The organism is Georgenia deserti (assembly GCF_042680605.1).
Classification (GTDB): domain Bacteria; phylum Actinomycetota; class Actinomycetes; order Actinomycetales; family Actinomycetaceae; genus Allobogoriella; species Allobogoriella deserti.
Genome location: NZ_JBHUEE010000005.1, coordinates 78,068 through 92,032 on the forward strand (window position 1 = coordinate 78,068; position 13,965 = coordinate 92,032).

The window sequence follows — 13,965 nt, forward strand, 5'->3', positions numbered from 1 at the left end:
CGCGCGCCGGCTCTGTGGGCGCGCCGGCAGCTCGGGTGTGTGTGTCGGCGGTTCGGGTGGGTGCGTCGGCTGGCGTGGGGTGGCGGTTTCGTCCGGTCTAGCCTGACGGAGGCTCCACGCGAGCGGTGCCGGGCCGCGTCAGGGCTGGGCGAGGACCCAGCGTGTCCGGCCCGCGGACTCTTGGCTCCTGGTGTGCGTCACCGAGCCGCGTGTGACCTCGAGGCCCGCCCCGCGCGCGGCCTTCTCGACGGGCGGCCGCAACAGTTCCACCCACTGCGGGCCGCCCTGGGGGAAGCCACGCTCGTCGCGTGCGGACTCGATCCGCAGTCGTGAGCCGCCCTGATGGGGAACCAGGGCGAGGACGGCATCCTGGTCGTTGCTGAAGAAGGCCTGGATCATCCAGCGCCGATCACCCAGCTCGGCGACCTCATTGGGCTTGGCCGCGAACGCCTCGGCGACCACGGGTTCGACCCGCTCCGGCGGTGCCGCGAAGTCCAGCGTCGCTCCGAGGTGGTCGAGGATTCCGGCCATCTTCTTGCTGAGCGTCCTCTGGACCACTCCCTCACCGATGGCGTTCCCCGCTTCGGCGGCCTTCGCCTTCGCCTTCCTGCGGGCGTTCGCCAACTGACGGAGCAGGGCGAGGATGACCACCAGGATGACGACGCCGATCACGATCTCCATGGTTGTGCTTTCTACACCACCCGGTCGCACGGACCCGCGCGGCGCGCGGCCTTGATCGGCACGGGCGCGGCCTCGGTCCGAGCACCGGCCCGCGGTCCTACCGAAGCAGGTGCGGCTCGATCCGCTCCTCGACGACCGAGCCGTCGCCACGCCGCTCGACGACGTAGGCGCTCTTCCCGGGCCGTTCGGTGACGGTCTCGGCGAGCTCTGTGCCCTGGTAGACGAGGCCCACGCCGTCGTCGGTGCAATACGCCCGGCCGAGCTCGCCCGTCGCCACCAGCCGGTGGACCGCCGGACGACGGCGCTCCTCGCTGTCGTAATGCACCCCGTTGCCGTAGGGCACCAGACCCAAGCCGTTGTGGACAGCCTGCAGCTCGGGTCCGAAGGAGTCCGTCGTGCCGGACGTGTGCCAGCAGATCGATCCGGCGCTGACCCCGGCGAGGACGACGCCGGCCTCCCACACACGCCGGAAGATCTCGTCGAGCCCATGGACGCGCCAGACCGCGAGCAGGTTGGCCACCGACCCGCCGTCGACCCAGACCACGTCCTGCTCGCGCAGGTAGCCCTCCACGTCGTCGACGTTCGGCATGGTGAACAGACGCAGCGGGTTGAGGTCGAACCCCGCCGTGCGAGCCGCCTCATGCCGCTCGGCGATCGCGAACTGCTGGTCGCCGTTGGCCGTGCCGACGTAGCCGAGCCTCGGTCGACGACCGTGCACACCGGCCAGGTCGACGGCGTGACGGACCAGCGGACCGAAGGCGGTGCGGCTGCGCCGGCCCGGCACATACCCACCCGAGGTGGCGACAATGGTCGGGGAGTCGGCAGGCACGGCCTCACTGTGCCAGATCACACACGCTCCGGCGCCGATCCGCGGCCTGCAGAGGTTTGCCCGGGCAGGGCCGGGCGCGTAATCTAGAGCGTCGGTGCGTCGCCCCAGCGGGGCACCGGTTCCGTGAGTCTCGAGCCCCGCGCCGACCCGGCGGTGGGACGCTCGACCCGAAACGACAGAGATGAGCAGCAACGTGGTGTACGCGATCGTCAAGGCCGGCGGCCGGCAGGAGAAGGTGTCCGTCGGCGACGTCGTCGTCGTCGACCGTCTGAACGGCGACCCCGGGGACTCGATCGAACTCGAGCCCATCATGCTCGTCGACGGCGAGAAGGTCACCACGGGGGCCGACGACCTCGCCAAGGTGACGGTCACGGCCGAGATCGTGCGGGCGGAGAAGGGTCCGAAGATCTCCATCATGAAGTTCAAGAACAAGACCGGCTACCGCCGTCGCCAGGGCTACCGTTCCAGCCGGACCCGGCTGAAGGTCACCGGCATCAAGTAACCCGCGGCCCGTACGGGCTCGTTCGCCAAACGAGTAGAAGGCAGGTCTCTAGATGGCTCACAAGAAGGGCGCCAGCTCCTCCCGGAACGGCCGCGACTCCAACGCCCAGCGCCTCGGTGTGAAGCGCTTCGGCGGTCAGGTCGTCAAGGCCGGCGAGATCATCGTGCGTCAGCGCGGCACCCACTTCCACCCCGGCAACAACGTCGGCCGGGGCAAGGACGACACCCTCTTCGCCCTCGAGGCGGGCTCGGTGGCCTTCGCCAGCCGGCGCGGCCGCAAGGTGGTCGACGTGGTCCTCGCCGACGCGGCGGTCTGAGCAGACCACACATACAACCTCGGCAGGGGCGGGCGGCGCACAGCCGCCCGCCCCTGCCGCATCTGTCGGGAGGTAGGCCATGGCGTCGTTCGTGGACCGGGTGGTCATCCACGTCGCGGCCGGCGACGGCGGGCACGGTTGCGCCTCCATCCGCCGGGAGAAGTTCAAGCCGCTCGGCGGCCCCGACGGGGCGAACGGCGGCCGGGGCGGAGACGTGGTGCTCGTGGTCGACCCACAGACCACCACTCTGCTCAGCTACCACCACAAGCCGCACCGCAAGGCCGAGTCGGGCACCCAGGGCTCCGGGGACCTGCGTGCCGGCAAGACGGGCGCGGACCTGATCCTGCCCGTCCCGGACGGCACCGTCGTCAAGACTCCCGACGGCGAGGTCCTCGCCGACCTCGTCGGCGCCGGCACCCGATACGTCGCCGCCACCGGCGGGCGTGGCGGGCTCGGCAACGCCGCCCTCGCCTCGCCGCGACGGAAGGCCCCCGGGTTCGCGCTGCTGGGGGAGGAGGGCGAGCGTGCCGACCTGGTCCTCGAGGTGAAGTCGGTCGCCGACGTCGCACTCGTCGGGTTCCCGAGCGCGGGCAAGTCCTCCCTCGTCGCCGCGATGTCCGCCGCGCGGCCCAAGATCGCCGACTACCCGTTCACCACACTCGTCCCCAACCTCGGCGTCGTCCAGGCGGGCGAGGAGCGCTACACGGTCGCCGACGTGCCCGGCCTCATTCCCGGCGCCGCGCAGGGCAAGGGCCTGGGCCTGGAGTTCCTGCGGCACGTGGAACGCTGCGCGGTCCTGGTGCACGTCCTCGACTGCGCGACGCTGGAACCCGGGCGGGACCCGATCTCCGACCTCGACATCATCGAGGCCGAGCTCGCGCAGTACGCCGCCGATCTCGATGCGGGCGGGGTCCCGCTCATGGAGCGGCCCCGCGTCGTCGTGCTGAACAAGGTGGATGTCCCCGAGGCACGCGAGCTCGCGGACCTGGTCCGTCCGGACCTCGAGGCCCGGGGCCTGGAGGTCTTCGAGATCTCCACCGCCTCCCACGAGGGCCTCCGCTCGCTCTCCTTCGCGCTCGCCGGCATCGTGACGCGGGCCCGCGAGGCTGCCCCGCCGACGGAGCCGGCCCGCGTCGTGCTGCGCCCGGCACCGGTCGACGACGCCGGATTCACCGTCACTCGCCGGACCGGGCCGGAGGGGGAGTACTTCCAGGTCCGTGGCAGCAAGCCGGAACGCTGGGTCCGCCAGACCGACTTCGCCAACGACGAGGCGGTCGGCTATCTCGCCGATCGGCTGAATCGTCTGGGGGTCGAGGACGAGCTCTTCGCCGCCGGGGCGGTCGCGGGCGACACGGTGGTCATCGGCCCGGACGACGGCGGCGTCGTCTTCGACTGGGAGCCGACCGTGCAGACCGGCACCGAGCTGCTGGGGCCACGCGGGAGCGACCAGCGGCTCGAGGAGACCGGCCGGGCCACCCGCGGCGAGCGCCGGCGCAGTTATCACGACCTCATGGATGCCAAGGCCGCGGCACGGGAGGAACTGTGGGCCGAACGCGAGCAGGGACGCTGGGCCGACCCGGAGGAGCCGGAATGAGCCGTGTGAGTCCCGTCACCGCCGGCCGGCGCGTTACGCCCCCAACCTGACCGTTCCCTGAGCATCGCGGGGGCCGGACGTGGCGTACGGTCGTCGCGACGCGTTGCACCACCGCCAGCGGCACCGACCGCATCAGCGAAGGAGAGGCATGTCCACTCGCGACGACGCCGACGAGACCGGCCGGGACCGGACCGGCCGGGACGACGCCGACGAGGTCGGCACCACGGACGCGGAGGCGACGACCCGCGCTGTCGACGGCACCGAGACCGAAAGCATCGACCTCGACGACGCCGCGACGGCCGGCGAAACGGACGAGGACACCGGCGCGAACGAGGAGTCCGGCCCGGCGACCCAGGACACCGAAGCCGACGACGAGCGCGAGTACTACGGCGTGCCCGAACTCGACGAGGCTGAGGACGACGAGGAGGAGCAGGACGAGGACGGCACGCTTCCGCCGTCGGAGGTCATCGGCCGTGTGCTCAACGTCGCCGTCGGCGCCGTTGTCACGGTCTTCGTGGCCCTGCTGGCCATCGTCGCGCCCACGGCCGGCGGGACCGCCCAGGGCGTGCCGATCGGCATGGTCGGCCCCCAGCAGACCGTCGATCAGCTGCGCGGCGCACTGGACCAGTTCCAGCCCGGCGGGTTCGACGTCCAGCGCTTCGACAATGCCGAGGCGCTGCGCACCGCCACGGAGGACCGCGACATCTACGGCGGCTTCGTGCTCAACCAGGACGCTCCCGCCACCTACATCGCGACCGGGGCCAACGCCCAGCAGGCGAACACCCTGCAGTCGCTGGGATCGCAGCTCGGCCTGACCAACGTTACCGACGTGGCCACGACCACCACGCAGGACCCGAACGCACTCGGCATCACGGTCACCGCCGTCGTGCTCGGCCTGCTCGGCCTCGGGGCCGCCGCAGCGCTGAGGCACCAGCTTCGCGGGCGCTTGCGCGCCCAGGTCCTCGGGGCTGTTGCCGTCTCGGTCGTCCTCGGGCTCGCCTTCTCCGGTGCGCTCCACGGCCTCGGCTCGGTCGAGGGCGGATTCTGGTCGCTGTCCGGTGCCGTCGCCCTTGCCGCCGGAGCGAGCCTGCTGCTCTTCGTCGGCCTGCTCGGCCTGGCGGGACTCGCGGGCGGAGCCGTGGCCCTGCTGCTCATCACCATCCCTGGGATCGGTCTCGCCGGGCTGTGGACGCCGCCCGAGGCCCTCGCGGGCGCGTGGGGCACCGTGGGCCAGTACCTGCCCACGGGTGCCGCCGGGCACCTGTTGCAGTCGACCGCCTACATGGGCGGCAGCGGGGGCCTGGTCTCCGCACTGGTCCTCCTCGGGTGGGTCGTGCTCGGCGTTGTGCTGGCGCTCGTCGCAGGCCTCGTGGCGCGCCGGGCCGCACGCCGGGCGGCCGCTCTCGAGGCGGCCGAGGCCGCCGAAGCGGAGTTCGACGAGGACGAGTTCGACGAGGACGAGGACGACGACGAGTTCGAGACGGACGAGGGCGACGAGACCCGCGAGGTCGACTCCACCCGGTCCGCGGACGAGGTGACCGCGACGAACGAGCGTGATGACGACGCCCAGGATGCCGAGGACGCCGACGTGACGGAGTCCGAACGCCGCTCCTGACCGACGCGGTCGGGATGCCCACGGCGCCGGGTGGTGCCACGGTGGTCTCATGAGTGAGGAGAACCCCCAACCCGGCACGGCCGACTGGCTGCGCCCCGGCGGTGCTCAGGGCGAGCAGCGCCCGGAGACCACCGGCGATGAGGTCACCGGCGAGGAGCTGGACGCGTCGCAGGACGTGCACGGCACCGAGGGCGGCGGTGATCCCGCCGCCGGTGCCCAGCAGGACGCGACCGCTCACCCCGACGGCGGCCACCGCAGCGGCCGGGAGATCTGACCCGTCCGTCCGGCCTGGCGAGACGCTTCCGCGCGCGGAGCGAGCCGTGGGCCAAGATGGAGGCCGTGAACGCCTCGGAGTCCCGGACCGACCTCTCGCGCGCGCGACGGCTCGTCGTCAAGGTCGGTTCCTCCTCGCTCACCGGCGCGGACGGCCACCTCGATCTCGCGGCTCTGCGGTCGCTGGTCGAGGTGCTGTCCCAGGCCCGTGCCGCGGGCCGGCAGGTCGTGCTCGTCTCCTCGGGTGCCGTCGCCGCCGGCATCGGACCGATCGGGCTGCCGGGCCGGCCCAAGGACCTCGCGACCGCCCAGGCCACCGCAAGCGTGGGACAAGGGCTCCTCGTCGCCCGGTACACCGAGGCCTTCGGCCGGCACGGCCTGACGGTCGGTCAGGTCCTGCTCACCGCCGGCGACCTCATCCGGCGCCAGCACTACGCCAACGCGCAACGGGCACTGGAGCGTCTCCTCGCCCTCGGAGTGGTCCCGATCGTCAACGAGAACGACACCGTCGCCACCGACGAGGTTCGCTTCGGTGACAACGACCGGCTCGCCGCGTTGGTCTCCCACCTGGTCCGGGCGGACGGCCTCGTCCTGCTCACCGACGTCGACGGTCTCTACGACGGTCCGCCCACCGACCCGCACGCCCGCCTGGTGCCCGAGGTCCGCTCCCTCGCCGACCTGTCCGAGGTCGAGGTCACCGGGCGGGGGAGCGACATCGGGACCGGCGGTATGGTGACCAAGCTCGACGCCGCCTCGATCGCCACCGGGTCCGGAGTCCCGGTGGTGCTCACCTGTGCCCCGCACGCCGCCCGGGCGCTCGCCGGCGAGCCGGTCGGCACCTGGTTCGCGCCGACCGGGCACCGCGTCTCCGCCCGCCGTCTCTGGCTCGCGCACGCAGCCCAGGTCCGCGGTCGGCTGCACATCGACGCCGGCGCCGCCCGCGCGGTCACCGACGGCAAGCGCTCGCTGCTCGCCGCGGGGATCACCAGCGTGGACGGTGACTTCGAGGCCGGGGACGCCGTCGAACTCGTCGGGCCGACCGGCGTCGTCGCCCGCGGGCTCGTGGCCTACTCCTCCGGCGACCTGCCCGAGATGCTCGGCAAGTCCTCCCATGAATTGCGCGAGCACGGCGACGTGCCGCGCGCCGTCGTCCACCGTGACGACCTGGCGCAGGTACGGCCAGGGCGGGTCCGCACGCCGGGCTGAACGATCCTGGGAGTCTCATGAACGTTTCATGAACCTCTCATCTTCCTCGGGCAGTGTTCCCGCATGCTCCCCGCCGACCTCCCGCCGTCGACCGTGGGGGCGAGCCGATGACGACGACGCCGCCCGCCACCCGGCACGCCCATCCCGCCCTCGTCCGCGCCTGCGCCGCCGTCGGACTCGACCCGGCCGGCGCGACGCTGGTGCAGCGTTCCGTCAACACCGTCTACCGGCTCGCGAGCGCTCCCGTCGTGGTCCGCGTCCGCGGCGGCGGTCCCACACCCGAGGCGATCGCCCAGGTCGGCCTCGCACGTTCCCTGGCCGCTGCCGGTGGGCCGGTCAGCCGGCTGCTCGAGGTCGACCAGCTCGTCGGGGCAGGCGGTTACGTCGCCACCTTCTGGCACGCCGACGACGAGCCGGACCGCAAGTGGCGCACCGACAATCTCGGCCGCGCACTGCGTGAGCTCCACGCCGTCGAACTCACGACGGACCTGCCGCCGTGGGCGCCGTTGGAGACGTGCCGCCGCCGTCTGGCCGCCGTGGAGTGGGTGGACCCGGCAGATCGCGCCTGGCTCGCCGCGGAGATCGAGGACCTCGAGTCCCGGTACCGGGAGGTCGCCCCCACACTGCACATGGGACTCATGCACGGCGACGCCCACATCGCCAACCTCCTGCGCGCGGGCGACGGGCGCCCCGTCCTGTGCGACATCGACAGCCTCGCCCGCGGCCCGCAGGTCCAGGACCTCGTGCCGACCGCGGTCAGCGCTGTCCGATTCCGCACCCGCCGCCGCCAGCAGGTCATGGCCGCGACCTACGGGGTGGACGTGACGCGTCATCCGGCCTGGCCGGTGCTGCGCCGGATCCGCGAGCTCGTCACCACCATGTTCGGGCTCGTCGGCGCGCCGAACAACCCGCAGGTGGCCCGCGAGGCCCACCACCGGCTGCGCACACTGCAGGACGGGGACACTGCGGCGCGCTGGTACAGCTACCAGAGCGGCCCGTCCGGGAGTTGACACCGGAACCCGGCTCGCCTAGCGTCGCTCGCGCAGTGTCCCCTGCGCACATGCGCGGGTGCATCCAGCACGAAGGAACCGCAGCCACATGAACACGCACCTGATCATCGAGCAGCAGTGGTCGACCCGCCGCGCTGAGCTCATGATGTGCATGCCCATGTGCGCGATGCGAATGTCCGCCTGAGACATTCCGCCGCGACGCCTCGGCGCCCCAGGGTGCGCGCCGACGCGTCACCCCTGACCTGAGCCCCGCGGGCGGTGCGTGACACGCCGTCGCGCGGACCCGGCCTCGTCAGGTGTCCTTCGTCCTCCGCGCGGCCCGACCATGCCGCGCGTCGACCGCATGGGATGCCCGTCATGACTGCTCAGACCGCTTCGCCCCGTCCGTCCACCGTCTCCCTGCTGCCCAACCGCACCGCCACCTCCCGGCACGCGGTGCTGGGCCTGGATCTCACCGCTCTCGGCGTGGCCACCGACCTGGCCCGATACAGCGACGATCTGCCCGTCGAGAAGGCCGACCTCGCGCGGATCGCCTCGTACACCCGGGCGGCGCACGGCAACGGAGTCTCGTTCGTCACCCTCGGCGAGACCTTCCGGCTCCGTTCCGACCGCGCGGTGCGCCGGGACGACTGGCTCGACCCGGTCACCGCCGCCCGCCGCATCGCGCCGCACGGCACCGCCGGGATCATCCCGGGTGTGCGCGCCGGGGCGGACCTGGACCTCGTCGACAGCGAGCTCGCGCAGGCCAGCCGCGCGCAGGGTGCCTGGGCCGGGCTGCACCTGTCCGCCGACGACGCGGCCGCCCTGACCGCGGCCCGCCGCCCCGCCCGCCGCGGCCCGCGTCCCTCGGTGGTGGTCACCGTGGCGGGGGAGGACGACGTCGAGATCGCCGGGCGCTGCGCCGATCTCGTCCGCATCCGCGAGCGTGACCCGGAGTGGGCCCGCGAGCTTCGCTACGCAGTCCGTGCCGCCGCCCGCGCCGCCGGCCGTGAAGGGGCCGTGCAGGTGCTGGCGGACGTCCACACGGTCGTCTCCACCGACCGGCAGACGGCGGCGGAACGCGCCGCGCTCGTCGCCGACATCGCCGGCGACGAGGTGATCTGGGACGGTGCGCTGACCGCCTACGGGACCGTCGAGGACGTCGCGGACGTGATCGAGGGCTGGCTCGGTGCGGGTGCCGCGGACGGTTTCGTCGTGCTGCCCGGATCGCTGCCGGCTGACCTCGCCGCACTCGTCCGCGGCGTGGTGCCGGAGCTGCGCGCCCGCGGCGTCCTGCCCGAGTTGCCCGCAGCGCCGCAGCCCGTGCCGGGCCGTCGAACGGTCGACCCGGCCACCGCACCGGCAGCGGCGCGGCGCCGGGCCGTCGCGGTCGCCTGACGCCGGCACCGACCACGCGACCGACCGCGTGACCGGTCGCGCCACGCGGACGGTCGCGCGCTCCGCCCGCCTGGCAGGGTTAACCTCGTGCCCGAGCGCCGGGACCTCCGGTGCTCTCGCGTGAGAAGACCGAACCACTCACCCACGAAGGAGCATGGGCCTCCATGTCGGACGTCCTCGAGACCGCCCTGACCCCGGAACCCGCCACCGACGACGCCACCTGGTGGCGCCAAGCCACCGTCTACCAGATCTACCCTCGCGCCTTCGCCGACGCCGACGGCGACGGCCTGGGCGACCTGGCCGGGGTCACGACCCGCGTGCCGTACCTGCAACAGCTCGGGGTCGACGCCGTCTGGCTCAGCCCGTTCTACCCCTCCGCACTCGCGGACGGCGGCTACGACGTCGACGACTACCGCGACGTCGACCCGCGCCTGGGCACGCTGGAGGACTTCGACGCGATGGTCGCCGCCCTCCACGAGGCGGGGATCAAGGTGATCGTCGACCTCGTCCCCAACCACACCTCGGACCGGCACGAGTGGTTCCGCGAGGCCCTCGCCTCACCGAAGGGCTCTCCGGCGCGCCAGCGGTACATCTTCCGGGACGGTCTGGGCCCGGACGGCGGTCAGCCGCCGGCGGACTGGGAGTCCGTCTTCGGGGGACCGGCGTGGGAGCCGGTCGGCGACGGCCAGTGGTACCTCCACCACTTCGCCAAGGAGCAGCCGGACCTGAACTGGGACAACCCAGAGGTGCGCGAGGACTTCCTCCACACCCTGCGGTTCTGGTCCGACCGCGGCGTGGACGGCTTCCGGGTGGACGTCGCCCATGGACTGGCCAAGGATCTGCCCGAGCGTCTGCCGAGTCAGGCCGAGCTGGACGCCATGCCCCGCGACGACGGCCGTCACCCGTTCCACGACCGCGACGAGGTGCACGAGATCTACGCCGAGTGGCGTAAGGTCTTCGACTCCTACGACCCGCCGCGCACCGCCGTCGCCGAGGCCTGGGTCGCGGCGCACCGACGTGCCCGGTACGCGAGCGCCGAGGGACTCGGGCAGGCCTTCAACTTCGACCTCCTCGAGGCCGACTTCGACGCCCGGCAGTTCCGTGAGGTCATCACCTTCAACCTCGAGCTCGCCGAGCAGTCCGGATCCTCGACCACGTGGGTGCTGTCCAACCACGACGTCGTCCGTCACGCCACCCGCTACGGGTTGCCCCCGCGCGGGGACGACCAGACCAAGGCGGGGCGTGACTGGCTGCTCTCCCGTGGCCGCGAACCCGAGCTGGACCGGGACCTGGGAGAGCGCCGGGCGCGTGCGGCTACGCTGCTGGAGTTCGCCCTGCCGGGGTCCTCGTACGTCTACCAGGGGGAGGAGCTCGGCCTCCACGAGGTGGCCGACCTTCCGGACGGCCGGCGCCAGGACCCGGCGTTCTTCCGCAACCCCGGGGTCGACCCGGGGCGCGACGGCTGCCGGGTGCCCCTGCCCTGGGCCGGAGAGGGACCGTCCTACGGCTTCGGGGCGAGCGAACCCGACCTCCCGCAGCCGGACTGGTTCGCCGAGCACGCCGTCGAGGTGCAGGAGTCCGACCCCGCCTCGACGCTGAACCTCTACCGCGAGGCCCTTGCGCTGCGCCGGCGACTGCAGACGGCCGAGCGGATGACGTGGCTGGAGACGGCCGGGGACGAGGTCCTGGCCTTCCGCCGGCCGAACGGCTGGGTGTGCGTGACCAACTTCGGCGACGAGGCGACGGACCTGCCGGACGGCGAGGTGCTGCTGACCAGCGCGCCCCTGACCGACGACGGACGACTGCCCGGAGCGGCCACCGCCTGGCTGCGCAGCTGACGCGGCGCCGGACCGGCCCGGCCCTGCCCTCGTCGGGGCGGGCCGGGCCGCTGTCGTGCCGGCCGGCCCGACACATGCGGGCGCGGCACGCCGGGCAGAGGCGTTGACGACGGTCGCCGGCTGCTCTAGCGTCAGCCACGAGTGAAATCGATTTCTGACGTGGGAGATCATGTCGTCCATCGACAACCGGGCCGGACGCGCCGTCGCGCTCCCGCTCGGAGGCATCGGAACCGGCAATGTCGCCGTCTGTGCGGACGGCGCACTGCGGCAGTGGCAGTTGCACAACATCGGCAACCACCGCGGCGACCTGCCGTACTCGTTCTTCGCGCTGCGGATCCAGCGGGGCGAACCGCCGCTGAACGACGTGCGCATCCTCCAGGCGCCGCCCGCACCTGCTGAGGAACCACCGGCTCCGCTCGTCACGGACCACGAGGTCCCGGCCTGGCAGCGGGAGCTTCTCGAGCGGGTGGGTGGTGTCGATTCCACCAGCTTCCGTGGCGCATACCCCTTCGCCGAGATCGAGTACGAGTTCGACGGGCCGGTCACCGTCAGCATGCAGGCGTTCACGCCGTTCGTGCCGCTCGACGTCGACCGCAGCTCACTGCCCGCGGCGTTGTTCACCTTCACCCTCACCAACACCTCGGACATCCCCGTCGGCGTCTGGCTCGGTGCCGCGATGCAGAACCCCGTGGGGCACGACGGCACCACCGCCCCCGACGGCGTGCGCGCCGCCGGGTACGGGGGAAACACCAACCGGGTGCGCCGCGAGGCCGGGTGGACCTCGCTGATCATGGAGAACGCCGGGCTCGACCCGGTCGCTCCCGGCGCCGGCCAGGCCGTCCTCACCTGCGACGCGCCCGCCACCGTGGCGCTGCCGCAGTGGGAAGACCCGGGTGAGTTCATCTCCTTCCTGCGCTCGCGCTCACCGTTCGCGGAGAAGCCGCGCCTGGAGGCCACGACCTTCGCGCCCGACCATCAACCCGGCGCGCCGACCGGTGCCGTCGGCCCCAGCCCGGCCGGTCAGACCTGGAACGGTGGACTGTGCGCGCCGCGCCACCTCGACCCGGGCGAGAGCGTGACGATCCGCTACGCCCTCACCTGGCACTTCCCGAACCGGTACGTGAACTTCCACCAGTTCGGACCACCCACCGCCGAGTGGGGGCCGACGAAGTTCTGGCTCGGCAACCACTACACGACGCTCCACCGCGACGCCGAGGCGGTGGCCGGGCTGGTCCGCGAGCAGTGGGACGAGCTCGAGCGGGACTCCCGGGCCTGGACCGACCTGCTCGCCGGCTCCGGACTCGACGCCCAGGCGAGCGAGCATCTGGCCGCACAGGCGGCGGTGCTGCGCAGCCCCACGTGCTTCCGCACCGCCTCAGGTGCCTTCTTCGGCTTCGAAGGCGTCAACGGTGCCTCCACCACCGGGCACGCCGGTGACGTCGGCGGCTCCTGCCCGCTCAACTGCACCCACGTGTGGAACTACGCCCACGCCGTCGCGGCGCTGTTCCCCGAGCTCGAACGGTCCATGCGGGACACTGAGCTCGACGTGCTCCAGGCGCCGGACGGCTCAGTTCCGCACCGGGTGGTCTCACCGACGTACCTGCCGCAGCTGTGGGGCAAGCACATCGGCGGCCCGGACACCCCCGCGCTGGACGGCATGCTCGGCGTGCTCCTCAAGACCTACCGCGAACTGCGCTCCGGAGCCGTTGACCGGGACTGGCTCGCCGCCCGCTGGCCGCGCCTCATGCTCCTGCTGGACCACATCCGCTCCACATGGGACCCCGAGGCGACCGGCGTGCTGCGCGGCATCCAACCCAGCACCCACGACATCGACCTGCGCGGCGTCAACACCTTCATGGGCACCTACTGGCTCGCCGCACTCCGGGCGAGTGAGGAGATGGCCCGCATCCTCGGTGAGGACAGTCGTGCCACTCAGCTGCGCGAGCTGTTCGAGCGCGCCTCGGCCGCGTACGACGAACAGCTCTTCACCGGCGAGTACTATCGCCAGGTCCTCGAACCGGGTGAGCCGGACGAGTTCCAATGGGGCGAGGGCTGCCTGTCCGACCAGCTCATCGGGCAGTGGTGGGCGCACGAGCTCGACCTCGGTCACCTCCTTCCCGCCGACCACGTCCGCACCGCGCTGCGGTCCCTCGTCCGGCACAACCTGCGCCACGACTTCTCCGATTTCGACCACCCGTACCGGGTGTTCGCCGACCGGGACGACACCGGCCTGCTGGTCTGCTCCTGGCCGCACGGGGGACGCCCACGTGTGCCCACCCGGTACGCCGACGAGGTGTGGACCGGGACCGAGCAGCAGGTCGCCGCGCTGTGCCTGCGCGAAGGGCTCGAGGACGAGGCCTGGGCGATCCTGCGCGGCCTGTGGGGCCGCTACGACGGCCGGCGCCGCAACCCGTACAACCACATCGAGTGCGGCGACCACTACGTCCGGTCCATGTCCGGATGGACCGTCCTGGGCGCGTGGACCCGGCGGTCGTGGGACGCGGTCACCGGAAGCCTGACGCTGCGCCGGCCCGAACCGGGCGAACGGCTTCCCGTGCTGACCGCCGGCGGCTGGGGCTACGCCGAACGCGACGAGGACGGCGGCATCGCCCTGACCACCGTCCACGGCGACCTCGGCGTCCGATCACTGACCGTGGTCGAACCGCCGGCGCCGCCGAGCGGTCAGGACTGAGACAGCCATGACCACTGTGCACCGTCGGACAG

General features: G+C 72.6%; 12 protein-coding genes. 10 read left to right on the plus strand and 2 right to left on the minus strand.

Going from position 1 to position 13,965, the window contains the following annotated elements; genetic code table 11:
- Positions 1–138: 138 nt before the first annotated feature.
- Together ACFSE6_RS10445 and ACFSE6_RS10450 are read right to left on the minus strand one after the other, a co-directional pair.
- A complete protein-coding gene (locus tag ACFSE6_RS10445) occupies positions 139–681 on the minus strand; it encodes a hypothetical protein (RefSeq protein ID WP_388006188.1) in 543 nt (180 codons plus the stop codon).
- Between the two features lie 97 nt (positions 682–778).
- Positions 779–1,510: a Type 1 glutamine amidotransferase-like domain-containing protein gene (locus ACFSE6_RS10450; RefSeq protein WP_388006191.1), complete on the minus strand. Its 732-nt coding sequence runs from the start codon at positions 1,508–1,510 to the stop codon at positions 779–781.
- A 181-nt stretch (positions 1,511–1,691) separates the two neighbouring features.
- Here ACFSE6_RS10450 and rplU point away from each other — a divergent pair, with 181 nt between their 5' ends.
- The 10 genes from rplU (at position 1,692) to ACFSE6_RS10500 (ending at position 13,933) form a co-directional block, all read left to right on the plus strand.
- Positions 1,692–2,012, plus strand: coding sequence for a 50S ribosomal protein L21 (gene rplU / locus ACFSE6_RS10455; protein WP_388006194.1), 321 nt, complete (start codon positions 1,692–1,694; stop codon positions 2,010–2,012).
- 52 nt (positions 2,013–2,064) lie between these two features.
- Positions 2,065–2,328, plus strand: coding sequence for a 50S ribosomal protein L27 (gene rpmA, locus ACFSE6_RS10460; RefSeq protein WP_388006197.1), 264 nt, complete (start codon positions 2,065–2,067; stop codon positions 2,326–2,328).
- A gap of 79 nt (positions 2,329–2,407) precedes the next feature.
- Positions 2,408–3,922, plus strand: coding sequence for a GTPase ObgE (gene obgE, locus ACFSE6_RS10465; protein WP_388006200.1), 1,515 nt, complete (start codon positions 2,408–2,410; stop codon positions 3,920–3,922).
- Positions 3,923–4,070: 148 nt separating this feature from the next.
- A complete protein-coding gene (locus ACFSE6_RS10470; RefSeq protein ID WP_388006203.1) occupies positions 4,071–5,537 on the plus strand; it encodes a hypothetical protein in 1,467 nt (488 codons plus the stop codon).
- A 49-nt stretch (positions 5,538–5,586) separates the two neighbouring features.
- On the plus strand, positions 5,587–5,811 hold the full coding sequence (locus tag ACFSE6_RS10475) for a hypothetical protein (RefSeq protein WP_388006206.1): 225 nt from the start codon (positions 5,587–5,589) through the stop codon (positions 5,809–5,811).
- Positions 5,812–5,867: 56 nt separating this feature from the next.
- Positions 5,868–7,016, plus strand: coding sequence for a glutamate 5-kinase (gene proB, locus ACFSE6_RS10480; protein WP_388006209.1), 1,149 nt, complete (start codon positions 5,868–5,870; stop codon positions 7,014–7,016).
- 107 nt (positions 7,017–7,123) lie between these two features.
- Positions 7,124–8,026 carry a phosphotransferase enzyme family protein gene (locus ACFSE6_RS10485; protein WP_388006212.1) on the plus strand — a complete coding sequence of 301 codons (903 nt, stop codon included), beginning with the start codon at positions 7,124–7,126 and terminating at the stop codon, positions 8,024–8,026.
- A 357-nt stretch (positions 8,027–8,383) separates the two neighbouring features.
- A complete protein-coding gene (locus tag ACFSE6_RS10490) occupies positions 8,384–9,403 on the plus strand; it encodes a hypothetical protein (protein WP_388006215.1) in 1,020 nt (339 codons plus the stop codon).
- A 164-nt stretch (positions 9,404–9,567) separates the two neighbouring features.
- On the plus strand, positions 9,568–11,241 hold the full coding sequence (locus ACFSE6_RS10495; protein ID WP_388006218.1) for a glycoside hydrolase family 13 protein: 1,674 nt from the start codon (positions 9,568–9,570) through the stop codon (positions 11,239–11,241).
- Between the two features lie 169 nt (positions 11,242–11,410).
- Positions 11,411–13,933 carry a GH116 family glycosyl-hydrolase gene (locus ACFSE6_RS10500; RefSeq protein WP_388006221.1) on the plus strand — a complete coding sequence of 841 codons (2,523 nt, stop codon included), beginning with the start codon at positions 11,411–11,413 and terminating at the stop codon, positions 13,931–13,933.
- Positions 13,934–13,965 lie beyond the last annotated feature (32 nt).